Genomic DNA, 18,174 nt, shown 5'->3' on the forward strand with positions numbered 1-18,174 from the left:
TGGTACAAAGAGTTTCCCTTGTACTAGATCGTTGGTCGTTTACTTTCGAGGACTTCTGTTGCTTTCTGTTCAGAAAGTGGGCGGTAGAATAAAAAGCCCTGTACCTCCTCGCAGTTGATAGATTTCAAAAACTCCAATTCCTCTTCCTTCTCTACCCCTTCGGCTGTTAACTTTAATCCCAAACTGTGTCCCAAGGTAACTATGGCCTGGATAATATGAGCTACTTTGGCATCCTGCGTCAAATATTGAATAAAAGATTTATCTATTTTCAGATTGTGGAGTGGCAAAAGCTGTAGGCGCGAGAGCGAAGAATGACCTGTACCAAAGTCATCGATGGAGATATAAACACCCATCTGCTGTAGCTCCTCTAACACCCTTCTGGTAAAACCCAAGTCCTCAATCGCTGTGGTTTCCATAATTTCTAATTCTAAAAAGCGCGGCTCCAGACCGGTTTGTTCTAAAACCTTAGCTATAGTCTCTACCAATTTGGGTTGACGGAACTGCTTCAGAGAAAGATTGACAGCGATCTTAATCGGTGGCAATCCAGCATCTTGCCATGCTTTATTTTGGTTACAGGCCGTCTGTAGAGTCCATTCGCCGATGGGGACAATTAATCCACTTTCTTCGACTAAGGGAATGAATACACTGGGGGCAACTAATCCCATCTCTGGGTGCTGCCAACGCAACAGAGCCTCCATACTAGTAATTTCTCCTGTGGCAATGTTCACACGAGGCTGATAGTAAAGCTTAAATTCATTGCGTTCTAGGGCATAGCGCAAGCTCTTTTCTAAAGTCAGGAGTTCAGGATTTTTAGCACTCAGGGAAACACTGTAAAATTGATAGTTATTCCGCCCTTTGTCTTTGGCGTAGTACAGAGCAGCATCTGCGTGCTGGATTAGTGTTTCGGTGTCAGGGCTGTTGCGATCGAGTAAGGCAATACCGAGGCTAGCAGTTACATAAAGTTCATGCTCTTGGAGATGAAAAGCATCCTCTAAGGCTTGTAAGATTCTCTGCGCCACCAAAGTTACCTCTTCAATATCATTGATTCGTGGAAGTAAAATAGTAAATTCATCGCCTCCCCAACGGGCTACAGTGTCTCCATCTCTGAGTGAGTTTTTTAATCTTTGAGAGACGCTTTGTAACAATTGGTCTCCCAGAGTGTGACCCAGAGTATCATTAATCACCTTGAAGCGATCCAAATCGAGGAAAATCACAGCTAAACTTTCGCCATTTCGAGTGGCGTTGGGCAGAGTTTTACTGAGCAATTCGTTAAATAGTAGACGATTTGGCAATCCTGTCAGCAAGTCATGGAGGGCCTGATGGCGAATCTTTTCTTCTACTTGCTGACGCTGCCGCGCCCCAATGATACTGGCGGCCATGGTCAAAAGAGTAGATTCTTCATGCTTTGACCAATGACGTTCAAAGGTGCAGTCTGCCAAGCCAAGATACCCCCAGAAATGATTATCCAAGCGAAGAGGTACCAAGAGAAGGGATTTAATGCCATCTCGAATCAGGAATTCTTGTTCGGCGACAGGAAATTTTTGAGTGATGCCGCTAATCGACTGGCTGCTAGAGAGAACTGTGTACCAACGGGCTAATTCAGGAGCTTGATAAAGCTGATTCTGCCAATCGTGGAGGGTAGATTCAATCCCAGATTGTGTCCATTCAAAGCGTAGGCTGACTGCCATTTCCTCTGTAATAGGATGGAGATGGTTCTGAAAGAGATAGGCACGATCTGCCTTGGCAGCTTCACCCACTACAGCTAGAGCTAGATCGATACCAGTTTCGTAATTCATTTCTCCTAGCAAATAATTAGCAGCTTCTGCAACTGCTTGTAGCAAGCGATCGCGCTGGCGTAGTTCGGCTGTAGCTTGCTTTTGCTCTGTAATATCTCTAATAATAAAAGTTCTAATTAAATCACTTTCTGGAAGATAAAGTACGGATTGTTCAAAAACTTCTGTACCTACTTCCACCTCGCGCACAAAAGAATTGTTTTCTAGATTTTTAGCTCCAATCAACAGTCCCGTTAAAATTGGGTGTTCTGTTCCAACTTCCCTAAGATTGGGAAACTTGATCGCTGCGGCTGGATTGAGATACGTAATTCTTCCCTCGAAATCCATTTCAATAATTGAATTGGGGATGAGTTCAGGGAAGGATGCTAGGCGAGCTAGAGCAGACTCACTAGCTGCTTCAAAGCTGGGATCGATGGCTAAGGTTTGAAAAGGATTGGCAGGACTGGCTTGCTCTGATAAAAAACCAGATAAGTCTTCAACATCAAAAGATTCAGAAAATGCTTGTTCGGAAATGTTGGAAATAGCATAATATTTAGCCTGAGCTTTATTACTGCCAAAAGCGATGATATCTCCATGCCTAAGATTATGAGAAAAGCATTTAGTGCCATTTACAAATAACCCATTAGTGCTTCCTTTCCCCTTATAGTTACCATCAATAATCTGAAAGCCGTATTGGTCAGTTTCTGGAACAGTGACTCGCAATAAAATTGCATGTTGCATTGATACCGAGCGGGAAGCCAAGACAATAGTGTTTGCAGGATGCCGCCCCAGAGAATAAGTAGTCTCTCGTAAAGGGACAGTTCGCCGCCCTTCTAGGTCTTGGATGACCAACAGATGGCGTATTTTTTCCCGCTCATTTCCTTGCATGGCTGTTCCTCAAATTTCTCATATAATTAATATTTATGTCTTAGTCTGAAAAAGACTGCTCCTATAAGTCCAGAATTTCAGGCTGCACTTATGGGAAAACTTGCTCAATCAAAGTTCTCACCATCTGCGTAGGCGAGCATTTACCGCAGGCATCGCAAAATTGGTATGAGGGTGTAAACGAGCCTTTACATTCATGATTGACCGCACTCAGCCCTAACGGAATTTAGCACTCTTCTTTTTATAGAATGAGTTGGCTAATTGTTCAATCAGTTTTTGTAGTAGAAATTATAGTTTTTTCTCTACTCATAGATAAGTTATAAACTTTGTTCCTTCGTCTATATCATCTAACCTTGTCTTTCTTAGGATACCCAGATTAACAATTCAAAATTAAAATTTCTAAATTGTACCCTTATAGGGAAGCAAGCTAGGCGTAACGTGATGTTGCGGCAGCCTCTTGTAGAAAAGAGAGTTACATAATAAAATTTCAAAGCCGACTAAAACTGAATAAAGTCGGAGCCAATGCGCCTTTGATCTCAGTGTAGATTTTGGCGTTAGTCTTTCTTTGCAGCTATCCATTAGTCACATATTTCTTAAGATTTATAAAATACTTAATCTCCGACCTCATAAAGTTAGAGACTTTTTATGTCCTATATATAGATTATTAGTCCAAGAACTTAGGGATATAAAATAGAGAAGTATGTTTAACTTTTCCTTCCCCTGATAATGGGGTTGAAAAAGTGAGCATTGATTAAGTATGGTTAATGAGTACGAATTCATACCTATTATTCACAATCGAATGCTGAAAGTAAGTGTTTTGAGCATTGGATGAGCATTTTAGAGAGAGTGAAGGCTGAAGCGTTGATATTATGTCGGTTTATCGTAATCTGCAAGAAACTCACTTAAATCGTGCCCGCGCCAGTCTCAGACAAGGGCTTTCTTGGTATGGATATCTTCGCAAGTCAGGACAGTTATCATCTAACCCAGAATTAGCAGGTTTGATGAAACCAGAATTAGAAGCTTTGAGAGCCACACTCAACAAGCTAGATTCAAACGTCATTAGAATTGCTGTCTTTGGTTTAGTGAGTCGGGGAAAGTCAGCAGTTTTAAATGCCTTGTTGGGAGACAAGATTTTGCAAACTGGGCCTCTGAATGGTGTCACCCAATGGCCCCGTTCCGTGCGGTGGCAGCCCAGCGATAAGGTACTAGTAGAGTTAATTGATACCCCTGGATTAGATGAAATTGAGGGGGAGTCACGGGCGGATATGGCACGAGAAGTAGTACATCAAGCGGATTTGATTTTGTTTGTCGTGTCTGGTGATATCACACGCACTGAATATCAAGCGCTGCTGCAATTAAGGCGATCGCAAAAACCCCTGATTTTAGTGTTTAACAAAATAGACCTTTACCCAGATACAGACAAAGGAGCAATTTACCAAAATTTGCAACAACTGGGTGCTGGACATCCTCAAGCAAAACCTCTACTACCTGATGAAATTGTCATGGTGGCGGCAGAACCAGCGCCAATAGAAGTGCGGGTAGAATGGCCTGATGGGCATGTCACTTATGAATGGGAGACACCACCACCGCAAGTAGACGAACTCAAAGAGATAATTCTGAATATTCTGAATCGGGAAGGGCGATCGCTTCTGGCTTTAAATGCACTGATCCAAGCACGGGATGCAGAAGCCGCGATCGCTCAAAAAACCATCGATTTACGCGAAAAGGAAGCTGAAGAAATTATTTGGCAATTTACCAAATACAAAGCTTTGGCAGTAATGCTCAATCCCATCGCCTTCTTAGATATCCTTGGCGGAACTGTTGCTGATTTAGCTTTAATTCGCGCTCTCGCTAGATTGTATGGTTTGCCGATGACTAGCTATGAAGCCGGGAAAATTTTAAAAACGATTTTATTTAGTTCTGGCGGCTTGCTACTTGGAGAACTAGGTAGTAGTTTTCTTTTGGGTTTAGGTAAGAGTACTGCCGCAATCACTAGTGGTGACAATCCCAGCAATATTACTGCTTTTGCTGGCAGTGCGATCGCTCAAGCTGGTATCGCCGGTTATGGCGCATACTCCGTTGGCAAAGCTGCCCAAGTCTATCTCGAAAAAGGCTGCACTTGGGGACAATTAGGCGCTAGCAGCGTCATTCAAGAAATTCTCTCTCAAGTTGACCAAAATACAATTCTGTATCGTTTGCGACAAGAGTTAAACATAAAGTATTGAGAATAATTAAAAACTGCTATCTTTTTGTTACCGTTTATAAGCGTTTATCAACTTCTATCAAAGTCTTCTGACAATTAACTGACATTCTCAATTTGGGATGCAAGATTGAGAACATGACCACCTCTGCTTGCGATCGCAACTAGTAGAATTCCCATACCTTTTTGAATCTAAAGATGACAAGAGGGTAATCCCACTCAATTTTGCGAAAAAGATGGCGGTGTTTACCACTACTTATTGTGGGAAGCCTATCTAAACTAGAAATGTGACCTGACTAAGGTCATTAAAAGCTCGCAGTTAATAACTCTGTCTGTAAATTAAAGGTGAAAGTATCATGACAACTACCCTAAAAATTGAAATTGCTGGGGCAGCAACTCTTGAAGAAGCCATTACTAATGCCATTACTGAAGCTCGGACAACTTGCGATCTAGATGGCAGCAATTCTGCTGGTTGTGCTGTAGCGTGGGACATTGTAGAAGAATTGCAGGCTGAAAAATCTCACCAACATCAAGCAAAATCCAAAAAAACCTCTTTGGAAAATTACTGCGATCGCCATCCAGATTCCGTAGAATGTCTAATCTACGACCTTTAATAAGAAAGAATTCAGGAGTCAAGAATCAGAATTCAGTATGAATTGGAGTCAGAGTGCAGACTTCGGCGTGAGCGCTCAGTCGAACGCTGAACATATCGGTTTAAGTCCCTGACTAATTGATTCTGAATTCTGCATTCTTTTTTAACTCTTGCGTAAATCAGTTGTTGCTGATTGCGTTATTTGCTTAATTGCTTCTAAATCAACTGGTGGTGTTTCACTTTCTATTGCCAACCACAAAAGATATTCGATATTCCCAGCCGGGCCAACGATCGGCGACCAAGTTAAGCCTTTGTATTTCCATCCTAATTCGTGTGCAGCTTGCAAAACCTGGAAAATGGCATCAGCTTGGTCGTTTGGATCGCGTACAACACCTTTTTTACCCACACGGGATCTGCCGACTTCAAACTGTGGCTTGACTAACAATACAGCTTCTCGGTTAGCTTGAGTTAGTTGCCACAAAGCAGGCAGAATTTTTGTTAAAGAAATAAACGATACATCGACCACCGCCAAATCAGGAATCGGGTCATTTTCGCCATATAACTCATCTGGTCGTAGTTGCCGTAAATTGGTGCGTTCCCGTAAAATCACCCGCGAATCATTTCGCAACCGCCAGTCAACTTGTCCGTAACCAACATCAATACCGTAAACTTGTTTTGCTCCAGCTTGCAAGAGACAATCAGTAAAACCACCAGTAGAAATCCCACCATCTAAACAAATGCGCTCTACTACGGGAATGGCAAATACTGATAAAGCTTTGGAGAGTTTTTCACCGCCTCTAGAAACAAAAGGCGATCGCTCTTTAATATTTATTTGAGCTGCAATATCAACTTCTGTTCCAGGTTTATCAACTAACTGTTGATTAACAGTAACTTCCCCCGCCTGAATTAGTCGTTGTGCTAAGGCGCGAGAAGAACATAAATTTAGCTCTACTAATAGTGTATCGAGTCGCTGTTTAGCCAATTAATTAGACTCTCCTGGTAAGATTAAAGCCAAAGCACGATTGATAATTTCTTCTTGGTTAACCAGCTTTTCTAATTCTTGGGCTTCATAACGACCTTCTTCTACTTCTAAGGAAGCCTCATCGATGGCATTTAAATAGGCTTCTGCTAAGATTTCTAACAATTCCTCTGGCGCGAGATAATAGCCTCCAGCTTTACGCCGCTTATTTTCCCGCTGAATTTCCAGAACCGAATTCCGAATTGAGACTTCCCAAGAGCGAGCCGTGCGATTTTCAGCTTGTTGTTTAATTAAATACAACAGCAAAATCACTGCATAGCTACGAATCGTCTTGATGATGTCATTTCGGCTCATTTCTGTTAATTCTTCAACTATAATCAATGCTCCTTGAACATCGCCTTTAACAAGCAAGTCTTTTAGAGTTAATAATTCTTCCATCATCAGTGCCTCAAACATCGGCAACTTCTATTGTGGCTTATAGAGGTTCTAGTTCAGATAACAGAAGCTAATGCGTTTCATCTATGAGCGATCGCTACTTAAATGTATTATTCTTTGCAAATACACAATATTCAGATAATTAAGATACAGCAAAATCGGTGTATTGCCGTAGTTCAGCAGGATGGAAACCCAAGACAATATCTTCGCGCAAAATACCCGCTTCTAATAATGCCTCTGCAACTGGCTGAGAAGTACCATCATATTGAATCCACACTTTATCATTAATAATATCTATATGTACCACCGAACCATGTACGCGGCGCACTCCATCCCAGCCAATGTGTAACACTTCGTAGTCGTTTCGCTCCGAGTCAATGACTGCTTCTGTGTCTATTTGACCGTTAGCAGGCTTGTGACTAGCATAGTCAAATATCAACTGACGAATAATTTCACGATACCGAGCTAGCTTATCCATCTGATAATCCTTTCTAGTTGCTCGTCAAAGACAATTAGGTTTATTCTTATACTATTAAGAATTAGCTGACCAAAGCGTTCGGAAAATATACCTTCGTAAACCCGCTTGGGAATTGCTGGTTATGATTTTGCCCTTTGCAGGCAAAATCTTGAATAAAGCCCTTCTCAACGTCTAGAGTTCACAAAAAAGCGATCGCTCCATTAAACCAAAGTGCGATCGCTATTTAAGTTTATGTCGGGGCAGACACCTTGCCCACCTAAAATCTAAATATCTATCTCGCTCAACTCACGTGTAATGTGATCGAATGGTTCATCTACAAAAGCACTATTAACCACACCTGCTGCTGCTACTTGCTCCTTAATTAGCTCCTTGAGAATCTGGATACCGCGAACTGTAGGCCCAATAGGTACTCCTAAAGAATTGTAAGTTTCCCGCAGCCCTTGCAGCACTCGTTCATCCAACACATTGGTGTTCCCAGCAACCAGCGCATAAGTGGCGTAGCGCAGATAGTAGTCCATATCGCGCAGACAAGCTGCATAACGACGAGTTGTATAAGCATTTCCACCAGGGCGAATCAATTCTGGCAGTTCTTCAAATAACTGTAAACCAGCTTGCTTCACAAGTCCAGCCGCATTAGAATTGATTGCCGCCGCCGCTTGTACTCTTGCTGTACCACTATCAAAGTAAGACTTTAGGCTATCGATCGCATTCCGGTCAAAATAACGACCAGCTAAGTCATAATTCTTAATTAAACTTGTTACTGCATCGCGCATTCCTTCTTCTCCCAATCATTGCTATTTATGGTTTGATATTTATTTGGCTGCACTTATGCACCAGTAAATTTTTGTGCTATTAAAAATAGATTCGGCACAAAAACAATCTATCCACTACATAAGGATTTTATGTCAAAGTTGACCCTATATGATGAACTTTCCAGTTTTGTACAGATGATCGCCGAAAGGTTAATATAACCTGATAATCCAGATATCTGTAGCACAAGCTACAAAATCAGCTAATGTCTAGTATTTAAGATATTTCTGGTGTGTCACCGCCTGATTGAGATCGGTAGGGTTAGGATGCAATGTAAGATTTTGGTTTACTTTAGGAAATTGGTAGAGAAGGAGTAACAATGACAACACCACAAGAAGTCTTGGAATTGATCCGAGACCAACAAATTCAGCTGATCGATCTCAAATTCATCGATACAGTAGGGACTTGGCAGCACCTCACACTGTACCAAAACCAAATCGATGAGACTGCATTCACTGATGGCGTTCCGTTTGACGGTTCCAGCATCCGGGGTTGGAAAGCGATCAACGAATCGGACATGACGATGGTACTCGACCCCAACACTGCTTGGATCGACCCCTTCATGGAAGTGCCAACGCTAAGTATAATTTGTAGTATTAAAGAACCCCGCACGGGTGAATGGTACAACCGTTGCCCACGCGTTATTGCCCAAAAAGCAGTAGATTACCTAGTTTCTACTGGTCTTGGTGACACAGCCTTTTTTGGCCCTGAAGCTGAGTTTTTCATCTTTGACAGTGCTAGATTTGCCCAAACCGCCAACGAAGGCTACTACTTCTTAGAGTCCGAAGAAGGTGCTTGGAATTCCGGTAAAGCTGGTACAGATAACAAACCCAACTTGGGTTACAAACCACGCTTCAAAGAAGGTTACTTCCCAGTTTCACCGACGGATTCTTTCCAAGATATCCGTACAGAGATGCTGTTGACGATGGCACAATTAGGTGTACCCATTGAAAAGCATCACCACGAAGTTGCTACTGGTGGTCAGTGCGAACTAGGTTTCCGTTTTGGTAAGTTGATCGAAGCGGCTGACTGGTTGATGATTTACAAATATGTCATCAAGAACGTTGCCAAGAAATACGGCAAAACCGTTACCTTTATGCCAAAACCAATTTTTGGCGATAACGGTTCGGGAATGCACTGTCACCAGTCCATTTGGAAAGACGGCCAACCTCTGTTTGCAGGTGATAAGTATGCTGGTTTGAGCGATATGGGGTTGTACTACATTGGTGGTCTTCTCAAACACGCCCCAGCGCTGTTGGCAATCACCAACCCTAGCACCAACTCATACAAGCGCCTAGTACCTGGTTATGAAGCTCCTGTGAACTTGGCTTACTCCCAAGGGAACCGTTCTGCTTCTATCCGTATTCCTTTATCTGGTACTAACCCCAAAGCCAAACGTTTGGAATTCCGTTGTCCAGATGCTACTTCTAACCCCTATTTGGCATTTGCTGCAATGCTTTGTGCTGGTCTCGATGGCATCAAGAACAAAATCCATCCTGGTGAACCCTTAGATAAGAATATCTATGAACTCTCTCCAGAAGAACTGGCAAAGGTTCCTTCAACTCCAGGTTCTTTAGAGTTGGCTCTGCAAGCACTAGAAAAAGATCACGCCTTTTTGACCGAATCAGGCGTCTTCACGGAAGACTTTATCGAAAATTGGATTGACTACAAACTAGGTAACGAAGTCAAACAGTTGCAGCTGCGTCCTCATCCTTACGAGTTTTACCTCTATTACGATGCTTAATTAAGAGTCGTATCTAACTAAAAAGTAATAAGTAAGTTTTGCCACCCTAGAGTAAAGGGTGGCTTTTTTTAGAGTTGTCGGTTGAGATATTCACTCAAAAAATCAACCTTAAAACTTAGCTCATGGAAGCATGACTCGGCCCATAAATCATCCGAGTGTTAGCATCAACCTTCCCTTGAATCGGGTTCCAGTAGTGGGATGCTTCTTCAGGAAGACCAAGTTCTTGTGCAGCCCGCATCAGCATAGATTGTTGGCGATTCTTGACTTGCTGATGTTCGCGCACCATTAACGCACGGGATTTATCTGCGATAGACATAACCATAGTCCTCTCTATTTTGTGAATATATAATTTTTGGTTTTTTACTTACAAGACTAATATAACAAAAATTCTGTAACATAAGCTACTTTTTGCAAAAGTTTATATTTGCCTTTGCTGACAATATCAACTATTTGTTTCCAAAAGCCGGAAAAATCTTCCCAATCTACTTTTGATAACTAAAATCATCTAGCTTCAGATTGGTCTAACCTAAAAAAACACACCTTACCCAAGGCTGAACATTTATTCGTTACTTTTTTCTACACTTAAGGTCAACTCAAGTGATTAATTTTTGTAACTTTGATTTTTTTTTCGGTGAAGCGACACGAATACAGCAGTTGCAAAAAATTAAGTTACGATCGAATAAAGATTTACAAAAATTTACATAAACTATGGCAGTTACCTATCCGCGTAAATTTCAGAATGTTTTGAGTGCCAGAGATATATTAAAACGGGTGGTATGCGATCGCGAAATCCATCTAATTACTCTCAATCGCTACCGTTACAGCGAACAACGCAGTTGCAAAGACCTAACTGAGGTAATTGAACAACTGAATGGACAGCCACGGGAACTGATCCGGGATTTGTCTCATCACGTCTCAGATGAAGCTCGTCATGCCATGTGGCTAACTGACTTGTTGATTGATTTGGGAAGCGATGTAGGAACTCCCCCCGGAACTTCCTATATTGATGAATTCGATCGGCTGCTCGACAAAGACACCTACGATCCAAAACACAACCTAGAGGACGGCATGATTGCTGCCTTGGCCGCAATTAACATTACCGAAAAGCGGGGTTGTGAGTATTTCTCTGCTCACATTCACGCGCTTAAACAAGCACCGCAGACAGAAGAAAACATCAAAATTCGGGAAACTCTTGAAAAAATTCTCCCAGAGGAAGCAGGACATGTCCGTTGGGGTAATCGTTGGCTAGGAGAACTTGCGCGTAAGAGTCCAGAACATCAGCAAAAGGTAGAGCAAGCCAAGCGAAAATATACTGCAATTGAACAAGCGGCCTTTGAATCAGGAATGGATATCACCTTGGGTGCAGAACTACGGGGAGTTGCCAACCTGGTGGAAGTCGCAAATACTATGCCGCTTTGGCAACGTCCCCAATACTTGATGGAACGTTTACCCCAGACTTTGCTAGCGCCGGAGTTGCAATTTACTAGGATTCAGGCTGCACAGAAGGCTTGGCAGCGAGATCCACAGACATTCATCGAGAAGTTTGTGCCAATGTTCCTCAACGGCATCCAGGGAAGAGAAAGTAGCCGCAAGAACACAACGGTGTAAAAAGGCATTGGGCAGAGGGGCACAGGGGAAAAACTTACTGCAACTTTTCCCCTGCTCCCCACTCTCCACTCCCTTTTCTTTAAGGAAAATTCATATAAAAAGACCAGATGCAAAACTTTGCATCTGGCCTTGGGTGTAAAATAATTAAAAAGACTAAGATGATCTGGCAGATCCTTCTTAACATTTATTTTGTCGGGAGCTATCTACGAAGAGAACAAACTAAGGAACAAAAGTAGATTTACATTAGTAAATTTGTTAGCAAGCGTAATAAACCTATACTACTTGTGTGAATGCCTACCTAGATAAGCAAGAGATGAAACGAAAGGGATTTTATGCTTCGGGAAAAGACGCTAAACAGATGTCAGAGCAAAGATCGGTTACTTGCTTATGTAGATAATCGGCTATTGGATGTATGAGAAGAAAATTTATTGGGGAATAAAGTGAAGTTGCCCTAAGGCTGTTTGTTCAACAAGCAAAATGTTTGAATTAGATGTGCTTTAGATTAACTCATAGCCTAAGTAACATCTATTTCTAGAGCCGTTGAGGATTGAGATGCAAAGCTTTCCATCGAATATGAGCAACAGTTGTAGAGCTTTTGAGGAGTTGGTAATGCTATCGATCCAAGCACTTAATTTGATTTGCTTTTCGATCGGCAGGATTGAGACCAACTATATATACAAAGTTTGCAGTTGAAATACTAAGCGAGCGCTGAAGACTTTCGTGTGTCAACTGTATATATCTTTGCCAGAAAAGCTGTGTAAAAGACGTTAGCCCAACATCCTGTTTTCTGGTAATTCTGTTCCTTTGAGAAAAGAGGCATTACCTTACAGTAGTTAAACCACAGCATAGATAGTTCGGACTTTTTGTGTCACTTCTCTGCGCCCACTACCGCGATGACGTGGCGCATCATCTGAAGCTTGTTCAGATGCCGCCGAGAGCCACTGTTCCGAAGTAGGCGTGGAAGGCAGCCCTGTTGATAAGTGATTGACCATTGCTTGGCAGTTAAAAGCTAAGGGGCCGAACACCAGACTCGAGACTAAAAGTGAAATGGCAGCACGCATAGCAAATGTCTATTTTGGAACTCTCCACTTCACTGATACTTAGCTTTTTGATTAATATCCGGACAATTCATCAAAAAGTATTCTGTTTTACTGAAAATAAACTCTTCTTATCCTCCATTTAAATGTTCGACTAATAACCAATTACCAGAGCGATTGTAACGACCCCACAATGTAACTAATTGTTCGTGGGGATAAGCGCGTAATTGCTCGTCAATATGCGATCGCAAAGTCACAAGCTGCCAATTTTGCCCTTGATATGTGGCTGGTGCTGTGACAGTGAATCTATATTCCTGCTGTTCCAAGCGGTAAAAAATCCCTTTGAAACAGTTACTTTCCTGAATTAATGGCTTGCCAAAAGCAGATTCAGGGCAATCGCCACTAACTGGATAGGCTTGTGGGTTATCTAAGTAATACAGTTGCCAGTGCCGCCAATCCGAACGATTGGGGGGAAGATTAAACAAAGGAATAATTAGCGCTTTTGAGCGATTATCTTCTAATAAAGCCGTTTGCAGCTTTCTAATAGGTAAATCCCTCGGCTGGCAGTTTAATTCAACACATATCGCCGCCGCCATCCCTGCTGCTTGACCAATGCCCATAACCACAGGTTGTAATCTGGTAGCGCCATTGGCAATGTGGGATACAGAAATATTCTTTTCACACACCAAGAAACCATCTGTTGTGGCTGGAATTAGACAACTGTAAGGAATTGTAAAAGGAGTTCCAGTCCAACGCCCTCCCCAGCGGATGGATTTAGGTTGCAGTGGGAATTGAACACCAGGATAATGATGGTCATTGGCGTAATTACCAACTGCGATTGCATCATTAAATATAGATGCAACTCTACCTTTTGCGATCGGCAAAATATCCTGTTCTCGGACAGTAGTTAGCCCTACCAAGCGGCGGCTTTCCCGGTAATAGGGATGCAGTGCAAAAGCTGTAGAAGTGTGAGGAAATACTTTTTCGGCTAAACCATAGCGACGACCAAGCCGTTTTTGGATGAAATGAGCAAAATTTTGGCTGTGCCAGCGAGATTCTTGGATGAATTCACCTCTGGATACATCTGACTCTATCAATCGCCCTACCCCTTCGCCGTAGTCATTGCCACAGATTGGCCAATTCATCATAAACAGGCCACTGGGCAAACGTCCATAATTTAAAAATGTCTCTGCTCCATAGTCATCCCAAGCACTTGTAAACTGTGATTGATTATAGTTAGGGGCAGCCGGAATCTCTGGTGCGTAGGCGTAGCCCGTCGTAGACATCGCTTTACCAAAGTCTTGCATAATCACTACATAAGTGGGCGCTTGCACAGGATATTTTTGGGTTAAAGAGTTAAAAGTTACTGGGGCGCTGGGTTCTCCCCACTCCGATTGCAATTCCCAACCCCAACGGTAAGGTATGTCAGCTAAAGCTAATAAATCTCCTAATTCTGTGCCATCAAGAATAATCTTGGCTGTGATAGCAAAATCAGCAAAGCGGACACCAGTTATAGAATCACCTTGTCGAAATACCTCTAAAGGTACTTGTCCAGAAATCCAATGCAAATTGGGCAATTCCTGCACCCAATCTGCAAAAATCTCTGCTCCAATTCGGGGATCGTAACTGAAAAAGCTTACCCAACTGTTATCTAATCCTCCAGGCTGTCGTTGTCGCAATTCCTGCAAAAACGCACCCCATAACCCTGTTTGAAAGGCTTCTAATTCATTGCCATCGGGTGCAGACACTCCAGCCGAAGTTAGCATTCCTCCCAACCAAGGAAATTCACTCACCAAAATGGTTTTGGCTCCCCGTCGTGCCGCTTGAATAGCAGCCGCAGTTCCTCCGGTTCCTCCACCAACAACTAAGACATCAGCTATGTATGTCTGATGAACCATGACCAAGTCCTCCACCAGGGTTAGCTATCTAGCTGATTTCGGTTGATCCTTGGCTCTACTTTTATCAGCTGAGTTTATAATTCACCTCTAGAAATCAGCTTTTGTCAAGTTTAAGAGGACTTTTCTAAACACTAAAGTGCTTACTACAAACATTTAAAATGTACTATCGCAATTACGTATGAAATATTACATATTTGTTTTGGTAAGTTACAGGGTCTTGCATTTTACACATCTGTATGCAAAGATAATTTTACATAAAATACTGTAAATCTATCGACTTACCGGATTAATAAGTTTTAGTGCTTTTAAATCTAACTGATTGCAAATAAAGGCATTCAGCAAGTATTCATTTGGCAATTAGCAATGAATAACTAAAATTTAAATAATAATTTCCTTTAATGTAAATCGCACTGACAGACTAAAGAAAAAAGAAGACTTGAAACTAAAAAATAATGTGGATTGTTAAACTTGCTCTTCGTCGCCCCTACACCTTTGTAATTACTTCCATACTTATTTTTGTTTTAGGAGTAGTTACTATTACGCGCATGGCAACGGACATTTTTCCAGAAATTAATATTCCTGTTGTCAGTGTAATTTGGTCTTATGGTGGTGTTTCACCAGAAGAAATGGAACAGCGTATCGTGACAGCGAGCGAACGCTCTTTTACAACCACTGTTAATGATATTGAACACATCGAATCACAATCACTCAATGGTGTTAGCGTCATTAAAGTTTTCTTCCAACCAGGAGCAAAAATTGAAGCAGCAGTAGCTCAACTTACTTCTAACACTCAAACAATTCTTCGAGGTTTACCTCCAGGAATTACACCTCCTTTAATCATTCGCTACAATGCTTCAAATGTGCCAATTCTTCAGCTAAGTGTTAGCAGCACATCCCTATCAGAGCAAGAACTTTACGATAACGGCAATAATTTTCTACGGACTCAGCTAGCGACTGTTCAAGGCGCGTCTGTACCGTTACCTTATGGAGGCAAACCTCGGCAGATTATGGTAGACATTGACCCGCAGGCACTATTTGCCAAAGGTCTTTCAGCTACAGATGTCACAACCGCAATCAGCGCCCAAAATCTTATCTTACCTGGAGGAAATGCCAAATTAGGCGATCGCGAGTACAGTGTTCGACTCAATAGTAGCCCCCAAGTCTTAGACGCGTTAAACAATTTACCCATCAAACAGATTAACGGCACTGTAATTTATATACGTGATGTTGCCCAAGTCCATGATGGCTTTGCAGTGCAAAACAATATCGTTCGTCGAGATGGTCGGCGTTCTAGCTTATTAACCATTCTCAAAAGTGGTAGTGCTTCAACTTTAGATGTTGTAGCTAGAGTCAAAGAAAGGCTACCAAAAATTCAAGCTACATTACCCAAAGAATTAGATTTAGAAATCTTATTCGATCAATCTATATTTGTTAAAGCTTCCATCCACGGAGTATTAATCGAAGGATTGATTGCTGCTTGTTTAACTGCCGCCATGATTTTATTATTCTTAGGCAGTTGGCGCAGCACTTTAATTGTGGCAATTTCTATCCCTTTATCAATTCTTTGTTCTATCATTGCTCTGCGATTGATCGGACAAACTCTAAATATTATGACCTTGGGAGGTCTATCTCTAGCAGTTGGAATTTTAGTTGATGATGCCACAGTAGAAATTGAAAATATCCACCGCAATTTGGCACAAGGAAAACCTCTGCAAGAAGCTATTTTAGATGGCGCACAACAAATAGCTGTTCCGGCTTTCGTTTCTACCTTGGCAATCTGTATTGTTTTTATCCCAATTGTCTTTTTAACAGGAGTAGCACAATCGCTATTTATGCCTTTAGGAATGGCGGTTGTTTTTGCGATGCTTGCCTCCTATCTACTCTCGCGAACAGTAGTACCAATGTTGGCAAAGTTTCTGCTTGCGAAGGAACTACATCTTTATACTGAACATGAAAATTTAGGGAATAACGGTAATGGTCATGTAATTCCTAAAAAAGATATTTTCTGGCGGATTCATGAGCAGTTTAACCGCCAATTTGAGAAATTTCGCCAAAACTATCGAAACACTTTAGCCAAAGCTTTAAATCATCGCGGTGTAGTTTTTGCGATGTTTGGTGCTTTTTGGGTAAGTGCTTTAGTTTTACTACCTTTTGTCGGTCAAGATTTTTTCCCGCAAGTAGATGCAGGTCAGTTTCGGTTGCATGTCCGCGCTCCTGCGGGAACACGACTTGAAAAGACAGAACAGATTTTTACTCAAGTTGAAAATGAGATTCGCCAAGTTATTCCTGAAGAAGAATTAGAAATTATTCTTGACAATATTGGTCTACCTGTAGGTGGAGTAAACCTTGCTTTTAGCGACACAGCAACTATAGGGCCTGGTGATGGAGAAATTCTTGTCGGTCTTAAAGAAGGTAAACATCATTCAACTTGGCAATATGTTAGACAACTACGCCAAAAATTAACTGCCCAATTTCCTGAATTAACCTTCTTTTTCCAACCTGCGGATATAGTAACTCAAATTCTCAATTTTGGTTTACCAGCCCCTATTGATATTCAGATCATAGGCCCAGCTAAAAATCGTCGGGATAACTACAAAATTGCCAAACAAATCAAAACCCAAATAGCTCAAATTCCGGGAGCAGTTGATGTTCATTTACATCAAGTCGTTGATGCTCCAGACCTACGTATTAATGTAGATCGTTCTCAAGCACAACGTAGCGGTTTAACTCAACGAGATGTTGCCAATAACCTACTCACATCATTAAGTTCTAGTGGTCAAACATCACCCAATTTTTGGCTCGATCCTATCAAAGGAGTCAGTTATTTAATAGCAGTACAAGTTCCTCAGTACAAACTTAACTCCCTAGAAAAAATTCAAAATACTCCTGTAGCAAACGGTTCTAACTCGTCACAACTTTTAAGCAATCTTGCTGTTGTTAAACGTGGGAAAGCTCCTGCTGTTGTTAATCATTACAACGTACAGCCTGTATTTAATATTTACGCCAATGTTCAAGGTCGTGATTTAGGTGGTGTAGCCAGCAATATTTATAAAATAGTTAGGCAATTTCAGCAGAAGTTACCACGTGGAACGTCAATTATGGTAAAAGGTCAAGTAGAAACGATGAATTCATCTTTTCTAGGATTAGAAGTAGGATTGATATTTGCTATTGGATTAGTTTATTGCTTAATAGTAGTCAATTTTCAATCTTGGATCGATCCATTCATTATTATGATGGCACTACCAAATGCTTTAGCAGGGATTGTCTGGATACTATTTGTAACTAATACAACTTTTAGCGTACCTTCTTTGATGGGTGCAATTATGAGTATTGGGGTTGCTACTGCCAATAGTATTTTGCTTGTCACCTTTGCTAATGAGCAACGTCTAATAGGAGAAAAAGCTGTTTCTGCGGCTTTAGCTGCTGGTTATACCCGTTTGCGTCCAGTATTAATGACTGCTGGGGCAATGGTTATGGGGATGTTACCAATGTCTCTTGGTTTAGGCGAAGGTGGTGAACAAAATGCTCCTTTAGGACGTGCTGTAATTGGTGGATTATTAGCAGCAACAGTGGCAACTTTAATTTTTGTACCTGTAATTTACAGTATTTTACGCAGAAAACAACCCCAAAATTTAGAGTTAGAGGAAGAATTATCTTCTACTATCAAATTAACTGTAGCCAATCGGTAAATTCTTCGGGAATAATTAGATCCCTGAGTTCTCTAAGAAGTCGGGGA

14 protein-coding genes are annotated in these 18,174 nt (G+C 41.6%); 5 read left to right on the top strand and 9 right to left on the bottom strand.

Annotated features, from left to right (window positions below; genetic code table 11):
• Positions 1-23: 23 nt before the first annotated feature.
• Positions 24-2,660, bottom strand: coding sequence for an EAL domain-containing protein (locus tag RMZ42_RS29245; protein ID WP_322674711.1), 2,637 nt, complete (start codon positions 2,658-2,660; stop codon positions 24-26).
• An 866-nt stretch (positions 2,661-3,526) separates the two neighbouring features.
• Between RMZ42_RS29245 and RMZ42_RS29250 the strand changes: the two genes are divergently transcribed.
• Entirely contained in the window at positions 3,527-4,882 is a 1,356-nt protein-coding gene (locus RMZ42_RS29250) for a GTP-binding protein (protein WP_322674712.1), read from the top strand.
• A gap of 331 nt (positions 4,883-5,213) precedes the next feature.
• Positions 5,214-5,471, top strand: coding sequence for a Calvin cycle protein CP12 (locus RMZ42_RS29255; protein ID WP_322674713.1), 258 nt, complete (start codon positions 5,214-5,216; stop codon positions 5,469-5,471).
• 141 nt (positions 5,472-5,612) lie between these two features.
• Here the strand turns inward: RMZ42_RS29255 and RMZ42_RS29260 are convergent, their stop codons facing one another.
• The 5 genes from RMZ42_RS29260 to apcB all read right to left on the bottom strand — a co-directional run bounded on the left by RMZ42_RS29260 (position 5,613) and on the right by apcB (position 8,114).
• Positions 5,613-6,431 carry a TlyA family RNA methyltransferase gene (locus tag RMZ42_RS29260; protein WP_322674714.1) on the bottom strand — a complete coding sequence of 273 codons (819 nt, stop codon included), beginning with the start codon at positions 6,429-6,431 and terminating at the stop codon, positions 5,613-5,615.
• On the bottom strand, positions 6,432-6,866 hold the full coding sequence (locus tag RMZ42_RS29265; protein WP_322674731.1) for a DUF29 family protein: 435 nt from the start codon (positions 6,864-6,866) through the stop codon (positions 6,432-6,434).
• A 139-nt stretch (positions 6,867-7,005) separates the two neighbouring features.
• Complete coding sequence (locus RMZ42_RS29270; RefSeq protein WP_322674715.1) at positions 7,006-7,341, bottom strand: XisI protein; 336 nt, start codon at positions 7,339-7,341, stop codon at positions 7,006-7,008.
• Positions 7,329-7,454, bottom strand: a complete 126-nt coding sequence (locus tag RMZ42_RS34835) for a hypothetical protein (protein WP_409883186.1) — start codon at positions 7,452-7,454, stop codon at positions 7,329-7,331. The genes RMZ42_RS29270 and RMZ42_RS34835 overlap by 13 nt, the downstream gene beginning before the upstream one ends.
• A gap of 150 nt (positions 7,455-7,604) precedes the next feature.
• A complete protein-coding gene (gene apcB, locus RMZ42_RS29275; RefSeq protein WP_322674716.1) occupies positions 7,605-8,114 on the bottom strand; it encodes an allophycocyanin subunit beta in 510 nt (169 codons plus the stop codon).
• Between the two features lie 356 nt (positions 8,115-8,470).
• On the opposite strand from apcB, the gene glnA reads away from it, so the two are divergent.
• Positions 8,471-9,895, top strand: a complete 1,425-nt coding sequence (gene glnA / locus RMZ42_RS29280; protein WP_322674717.1) for a type I glutamate--ammonia ligase — start codon at positions 8,471-8,473, stop codon at positions 9,893-9,895.
• A 115-nt stretch (positions 9,896-10,010) separates the two neighbouring features.
• Here the strand turns inward: glnA and RMZ42_RS29285 are convergent, their stop codons facing one another.
• On the bottom strand, positions 10,011-10,211 hold the full coding sequence (locus RMZ42_RS29285) for a hypothetical protein (protein WP_100899525.1): 201 nt from the start codon (positions 10,209-10,211) through the stop codon (positions 10,011-10,013).
• Between the two features lie 392 nt (positions 10,212-10,603).
• Here RMZ42_RS29285 and RMZ42_RS29290 point away from each other — a divergent pair, with 392 nt between their 5' ends.
• Positions 10,604-11,503, top strand: a complete 900-nt coding sequence (locus tag RMZ42_RS29290) for a ferritin-like domain-containing protein (protein ID WP_322674718.1) — start codon at positions 10,604-10,606, stop codon at positions 11,501-11,503.
• 833 nt (positions 11,504-12,336) lie between these two features.
• On the opposite strand, the gene patX is transcribed toward RMZ42_RS29290, so the two are convergent.
• Positions 12,337-12,564: a heterocyst-inhibiting protein PatX gene (gene patX / locus RMZ42_RS29295; RefSeq protein WP_322674719.1), complete on the bottom strand. Its 228-nt coding sequence runs from the start codon at positions 12,562-12,564 to the stop codon at positions 12,337-12,339.
• A gap of 107 nt (positions 12,565-12,671) precedes the next feature.
• Positions 12,672-14,438: an FAD-dependent oxidoreductase gene (locus tag RMZ42_RS29300; RefSeq protein WP_322674720.1), complete on the bottom strand. Its 1,767-nt coding sequence runs from the start codon at positions 14,436-14,438 to the stop codon at positions 12,672-12,674.
• Positions 14,439-14,890: 452 nt separating this feature from the next.
• On the opposite strand from RMZ42_RS29300, the gene RMZ42_RS29305 reads away from it, so the two are divergent.
• Positions 14,891-18,127 (top strand): efflux RND transporter permease subunit, encoded by a 3,237-nt coding sequence (locus RMZ42_RS29305; protein WP_322674721.1) that lies wholly within the window; start codon positions 14,891-14,893, stop codon positions 18,125-18,127.
• The last annotated feature ends 47 nt before the right edge of the window (positions 18,128-18,174 follow it).

This window comes from Nostoc sp. DedQUE05 (assembly GCF_034530955.1).
GTDB lineage: Bacteria > Cyanobacteriota > Cyanobacteriia > Cyanobacteriales > Nostocaceae > Nostoc.

Excerpts from the sequence above, each read along its gene's own strand:
- RMZ42_RS29245 (WP_322674711.1), bottom strand. The coding sequence starts at position 2,660 with ATGCAAGGAAATGAGCGGGAAAAAATACGCCATCTGTTGGTCATCCAA.
- RMZ42_RS29250 (WP_322674712.1), top strand. The coding sequence starts at position 3,527 with ATGTCGGTTTATCGTAATCTGCAAGAAACTCACTTAAATCGTGCCCGC.
- RMZ42_RS29255 (WP_322674713.1), top strand. The coding sequence starts at position 5,214 with ATGACAACTACCCTAAAAATTGAAATTGCTGGGGCAGCAACTCTTGAA.
- RMZ42_RS29265 (WP_322674731.1), bottom strand. The coding sequence starts at position 6,866 with ATGGAAGAATTATTAACTCTAAAAGACTTGCTTGTTAAAGGCGATGTT.
- RMZ42_RS29270 (WP_322674715.1), bottom strand. The coding sequence starts at position 7,341 with ATGGATAAGCTAGCTCGGTATCGTGAAATTATTCGTCAGTTGATATTT.
- apcB (WP_322674716.1), bottom strand. The coding sequence starts at position 8,114 with ATGCGCGATGCAGTAACAAGTTTAATTAAGAATTATGACTTAGCTGGT.
- glnA (WP_322674717.1), top strand. The coding sequence starts at position 8,471 with ATGACAACACCACAAGAAGTCTTGGAATTGATCCGAGACCAACAAATT.
- RMZ42_RS29285 (WP_100899525.1), bottom strand. The coding sequence starts at position 10,211 with ATGTCTATCGCAGATAAATCCCGTGCGTTAATGGTGCGCGAACATCAG.
- RMZ42_RS29290 (WP_322674718.1), top strand. The coding sequence starts at position 10,604 with ATGGCAGTTACCTATCCGCGTAAATTTCAGAATGTTTTGAGTGCCAGA.
- patX (WP_322674719.1), bottom strand. The coding sequence starts at position 12,564 with ATGCGTGCTGCCATTTCACTTTTAGTCTCGAGTCTGGTGTTCGGCCCC.
- RMZ42_RS29300 (WP_322674720.1), bottom strand. The coding sequence starts at position 14,438 with ATGGTTCATCAGACATACATAGCTGATGTCTTAGTTGTTGGTGGAGGA.
- RMZ42_RS29305 (WP_322674721.1), top strand. The coding sequence starts at position 14,891 with ATGTGGATTGTTAAACTTGCTCTTCGTCGCCCCTACACCTTTGTAATT.